Here is a 5993-nt window from a genome sequence, read left to right on the forward strand (position 1 = left end):
CGCCGGCAGCGTCGAGGTGATCCGCTGGGCCAAGGCGCAGGGGATCGACGTCACCGCCGAGGTGACTCCGCACCACCTGCTGCTGACCACCGACCTGCTCGGCACCTACGACCCGACGTTCAAGGTCAACCCGCCGCTGCGCCCCAACGAGGACGTCGAGGCGCTCCGCGCCGCGCTCGCCGACGGCACGATCGACGCCGTCGCCACCGATCACGCCCCGCACGCCCGGCACGACAAGGAGCACGCGTTCGTCGACGCGGCCTTCGGCATGCTCGGCCTGGAGACCGCGTTGTCTGTCGTCTCGACCGTCATGGTCGAGGGCGGCCTGCTCGACTGGGCCGGCGTCGCCCGCGTGATGAGCACCAACCCCGCACGGATCGCCGGACTGGACGGCCACGGCCGGCCGATCGCCGTCGGTGAACCCGCCAACCTGACCCTGGTCGACCCGGCAGCGCAGGTCGTCGTCGACCGCGACGCCAGCGTCTCGCTGAGCCGCAACAACCCCTGGCACGACCGCAAGCTGACCGGGCGGGTGATTGCCACGCTGCTGCGCGGCACCCCGACGGTTCTGGAAGGAGCACTCCTGTGACCACTCCCGCCCTGCTCGTCCTCGAGGACGGCCGCACCTTCCATGGGGAGGCGTACGGCGCCGAGGGCGAGACCTTCGGCGAAGCCGTCTTCAACACCGGCATGACCGGATACCAGGAGACCCTCACCGACCCGTCGTACCACCGCCAGGTCGTGGTGATGACGGCCCCGCACATCGGCAACACCGGCATGAACGACGAGGACCCGGAGTCGAAGCGGATCTGGGTCGCGGGGTACGTCGTCCGCGATCCTGCCCGCCTGCCCAGCAACTTCCGGTCGCAGCGCTCGCTGGACGACGACCTGCGCTCGCAGGGCGTCGTCGGGATCTCGGGGGTCGACACCCGGGCGCTGACCCGTCACCTGCGTGAGCGGGGCGCTATGCGCGTCGGCATCTCCACCGTCGAGACCGACCCGGCCGCGCTGCTGGAGAAGGTCAAGAGCTCCGCCGCCATGAGCGGGGCGAACCTCTCCGAGGCCGTCTCCACCGGCGAGGCGTACGTGGTCCCTGCCGTGCCGGGTGAGTACGGCGAGAAGCGGTTCACCGTGGCCGCGCTCGACCTCGGCATCAAGGACATGACTCCCCAGCGGATGAGCGAGCGCGGCATCGAGGTGCACGTCCTGCCTGCGACGTCCACGCTCGACGACGTCCTCGCGGTGAACCCCGACGGGCTCTTCTACTCCAACGGCCCGGGTGACCCGGCCGCCACGACCGGTCAGGTCGAGCTGCTCAAGGAGGCGCTGGGTCGCGACCTGCCGTACTTCGGGATCTGCTTCGGCAACCAGCTCTTCGGTCGCGCGCTCGGCTTCGACACCTACAAGCTGAAGTACGGCCACCGCGGCATCAACCAGCCGGTGATGGACCTGACCACCCGCAAGGTGGAGGTCACCGCGCACAACCACGGCTTCGCGGTCGACGCTCCGCGCGACACCGCCACGGAGACGCCGTACGGCAGCGCCACGGTGAGCCACGTCTGCCTCAACGACGACGTCGTCGAGGGGCTCGAGCTGCGCACCGCAGAGGGCAAGCTCAAGGCGTTCTCCGTCCAGTACCACCCCGAGGCCGCCGCCGGTCCGCACGATGCGGCGTACCTCTTCGACCGATTCGTACAGCTGCTGGAGGGCAACGCCTGATGCCGAAGCGTGAAGACATCAAGTCCGTCCTGGTGATCGGGTCCGGTCCGATCGTCATCGGCCAGGCCTGCGAGTTCGACTACTCCGGCACCCAGGCCTGCCGGGTGTTGAAGGAGGAGGGCCTGCGGGTCGTCCTCGTGAACTCCAACCCGGCCACGATCATGACCGACCCCGAGTTCGCCGACGCGACGTACGTCGAGCCGCTCACGGCCGAGTTCGTCGAGAAGGTCATCGCGCGGGAGGCCGACCGCGGCTTCCCGATCGACGCCGTGCTGCCGACGCTCGGCGGCCAGACCGCGCTCAACGTCGCGATCGCGCTGCACGAGAACGGCGTGCTCGAGAAGTACGGCGTCGAGATGATCGGCGCCAGCTTCGAGGCCATCCACCGCGGCGAGAACCGCGAGCTGTTCAACGCGATCGTCGACAAGGTCGGCGGCGAGACGGCCCGCAGCTACGTCTGCCACACGATGATCGAGGTCGAGGCCGCCACCGTCGAGCTGGGCTACCCCGTCGTCGTACGCCCGTCCTTCACCATGGGTGGGCTCGGCTCCGGCATTGCCTACGACGCCACCGACCTGGCCCGGATCGCCGGTGCCGGCCTGTCCGCCAGCCCCACCACCGAGGTGCTGATCGAGGAATCGATCATCGGCTGGAAGGAGTACGAGCTGGAGGTGATGCGCGACAAGGCCGACAACGTCGTGATCATCTGCTCCATCGAGAACTTCGACCCGATGGGCGTGCACACCGGTGACTCGATCACCGTCGCTCCCGCAATGACCCTGACCGACCGCGAGTACCAGCACCTGCGCGACCTGGCGATCGGCATCATCCGAGAGGTGGGCGTCGACACCGGCGGCTGCAACATCCAGTACGCCGTCAACCCAGCCGACGGGCGCGTCATCGTCATCGAGATGAACCCCCGTGTGTCCCGCTCGAGTGCGCTGGCGTCGAAGGCCACGGGCTTCCCGATCGCCAAGATCGCTGCCAAGGTCGCCGTCGGCTACACGCTCGACGAGATCCCGAACGACATCACCAAGGAGACCCCGGCCTCCTTCGAGCCCTCGCTCGACTACGTCGTCGTCAAGGTGCCGCGGTTCGCGTTCGAGAAGTTCCCGACCGCCGACACCACGCTGACCACCCACATGAAGTCCGTGGGTGAGGCGATGTCGATCGGCCGCAACTTCACCGAGGCGTTCAACAAGGCGCTCCGGTCGCTCGAGGACAAGAAGGCGCCGTTCGACTGGGCGTCCCCGCTCGGCGACAAGGCCGAGCTGCTCGAGGCGATCAAGGTGCCCCACGACGGCCGCGTGCAGAAGCTGATGCAGGCGATCCGCGCCGGGGCCACCCAGGCCGAGGTCCACGACGCCACGAAGATCGACCCCTGGTTCGTCGACCAGATGTTCCTGATCGACGAGGTCGCCCAGCAGGTCGCCGCCACCGACGTGCTCGACGCCAGCGCCCTCCGGGTCGCCAAGCGGCACGGCTTCTCGGACGCCCAGATCGCGGGCATCCGCGGCCTCAAGGAGTCCGAGGTCCGGATCGCGCGGCAGACCCTCGGTGTCCGGCCGGTCTACAAGACCGTCGACACCTGCGCCGCCGAGTTCGCCGCGGCCACGCCGTACTACTACTCGTCCTACGACGAGGAGACCGAGGTCCAGCCGCGGGCCGAGGGCAAGCAGGCCGTGATCATCCTCGGCTCCGGCCCGAACCGGATCGGCCAGGGCATCGAGTTCGACTACTCGTGCGTGCACGCCTCCCTCGCGCTCAGCGAGGCCGGCTACGAGACGATCATGGTCAACTGCAACCCCGAGACGGTCTCGACCGACTACGACACCTCCGACCGGCTCTACTTCGAGCCGCTGACCCTGGAGGACGTGCTCGAGATCTACGAGGCCGAGAAGGCTGCCGGCCCGATCGCCGGCGTCATCGCGACCCTCGGCGGCCAGACGCCGCTCGGGCTCGCGCAGGGCCTGCAGGACGCGGGTGTCCCGATCGTGGGCACCAGCCCCGAGGCGATCGACCTCGCCGAGGAGCGCGGCGCGTTCGGCCGGGTCCTCGCCGAGGCCGGCCTCGTCGCCCCGAAGCACGGCACCGCGGTCTCCTTCGAGGACGCGCAGGCGATCGCCCACACCATCGGGTACCCGGTGCTGGTGCGGCCGTCGTACGTCCTCGGCGGACGCGGCATGCAGATCGTCTACAGCGACGCGGCCCTCAAGGCCTACATCGAGGCCGCGACCGAGATCAGCCCCGACCGGCCCGTGCTGGTCGACCGGTTCATCGACGACGCCGTCGAGATCGACGTCGATGCCCTGTACGACGGCACGGAGCTGTTCCTCGGCGGCGTGATGGAGCACATCGAGGAGGCCGGCATCCACTCCGGTGACTCGTCGTGCGCCTTGCCGCCGATCACCCTCGGCGCCGCCGAGATCACCCGGATCCGCGAGGCGACCGAGGGGATCGCGCGCGGAGTGGGGGTGCAGGGCCTGATCAACATCCAGTTCGCGCTGGGCTCGGACGTCCTCTACGTCCTGGAGGCCAACCCCCGCGCCTCGCGCACGGTGCCGTTCGTCTCCAAGGCCACCGGCACGCAGCTGGCGAAGGCCGCAGCCCGGTTGATGCTGGGTGAGTCGATCGCCGAGCTGCGCGCTGCCGGTGTCCTGCCCGCCGAGGGTGACGGCGGCACGCTGCCGGCGGACTCGCCGATCGCGGTCAAGGAAGCGGTGCTGCCGTTCAACCGGTTCCGCACCAAGGAGGGCAACTTCGTCGACACGGTGCTCGGCCCGGAGATGAAGTCGACGGGCGAGGTCATGGGCTTCGACGCCGACTTCGGGACGGCATTCAGCAAGTCGCAGGCCGCGGCCTACGGTTCGCTGCCGACCTCGGGCAAGGTCTTCATCTCGATCGCCAACCGCGACAAGCGGACGATGATCTTCCCGGCCCGCGTGCTGGTCGACTACGGCTTCGAGATCCTCGCTACGCAGGGCACCGCCGAGGTGCTGCGCCGCAACGGCATCCAGGCCACGATCGTGCGCAAGCACTTCGAGGGCGTGGGGCCCGCGGGGGAGAAGACGACCGTCCAGATGATCCTCGACGGAGAGATCGACCTGATCGTCAACACTCCGCACGGTGCCACCGGTGGCGGCGACTCGCGTGTCGACGGCTACGAGATCCGGTCCGCCGCCGTGCTGACCGGCACGCCCTGCATCACCACCGTGCAGGGACTCGCGGCCGCCGTACAAGGCATCGCAGCGATCCGCTCCGGCACGGTCGGCGTGCGTTCGCTGCAGGAGTGGAACGCCGCGTCGAAGACCGGTGCCTGAGGTGCGGGTCTATGACCGGGTCTTCGAGAAGTGCCTCGTCAAGATGGACGCCGAGAAGGCGCACCACCTGACCTTTGACGCACTCAAGGCCGGGGGAGTCGTCCTGGGTCGCGCGCCGATCCCGGGCCAGTCCCCGGTCGAGGCGATGGGCCTGACCTTCCCCAACCGCCTCGGCATGGCCGCGGGCTTCGACAAGACCGGTGAGGTCTTCGACGAGCTGGCCGCGTTCGGCTTCGGCCACGTCGAGATCGGCACGATCACCGCGATCGCCCAGCCGGGCAACCCGCAGCCGCGGTTGTTCCGGCTGCCGGAGGACCGCGCGATCGTCAACCGGATGGGCTTCAACAACGACGGTGCCGGGACTGTCGCGGCCCGGCTCGCCAAGCGTGGCCTGGGCAAGCCCGGCCATCGCCGTACCAAGCGGGGGCTGGTCCTCGGCGTCAACATCGGCAAGTCGAAGGTCGTCCCCGACTACGACCAGGCTGCGGTCGAGGCGGACTACGAGACGTCGACCCGCCTGCTGTCGCCGTACGCCGACTACCTCGTCGTGAACGTCAGCTCACCGAACACGCCCGGCCTGCGGAACCTGCAGGCGGTCGAGAAGCTCGCGCCCCTGCTCGCCCACGTGCGCCGTACGGCGGACGAGGCGACCGACGCCGTCAGCCGCGACCGGGTGCCGCTGCTCGTGAAGATCGCACCCGACCTGTCCGACGAGGACGTGCTCGCCGTCGCGGACATGGCGCTGGACCTGGGCCTGTCGGGCATCATCGCGACCAACACCACCATCACCCGCGACGGCCTGGCCACGTCGAGGGAGGTCGTCGAGGCCGCCGGCGCCGGCGGACTCTCCGGCGCCCCGCTGCGCGAGCGCTCGACCGAGGTCGTGCGCCTGCTGCGCGGCCGCGTCGGCCCCGACCTCACGCTCATCGGTGTCGGCGGGATCAGCACGCCCGA

4 protein-coding genes are annotated in these 5993 nt (G+C 69.6%); all 4 read left to right on the forward strand.

The window, feature by feature from the left end:
* Nucleotides 1-589: amidohydrolase family protein (locus tag ACOADB_RS10475; protein WP_378597956.1), on the forward strand; the 589-nt coding region annotated here is incomplete at its 5' end.
* Nucleotides 586-1719, forward strand: coding sequence for a glutamine-hydrolyzing carbamoyl-phosphate synthase small subunit (gene carA / locus ACOADB_RS10480; RefSeq protein WP_378597958.1), 1134 nt, complete (start codon nt 586-588; stop codon nt 1717-1719). The genes ACOADB_RS10475 and carA, both read left to right, overlap by 4 nt.
* Entirely contained in the window at nt 1719-5039 is a 3321-nt protein-coding gene (carB, locus tag ACOADB_RS10485) for a carbamoyl-phosphate synthase large subunit (RefSeq protein WP_378597960.1), read from the forward strand. The genes carA and carB overlap by 1 nt, the downstream gene beginning before the upstream one ends.
* Nucleotides 5032-5993 (forward strand): quinone-dependent dihydroorotate dehydrogenase (locus ACOADB_RS10490; RefSeq protein ID WP_378597982.1); only part of this gene is annotated, 962 nt, incomplete at its 3' end. The genes carB and ACOADB_RS10490, both read left to right, overlap by 8 nt.

Source organism: Nocardioides sp. CPCC 206348 (genome assembly GCF_048654705.1).
GTDB lineage: Bacteria > Actinomycetota > Actinomycetes > Propionibacteriales > Nocardioidaceae > Nocardioides.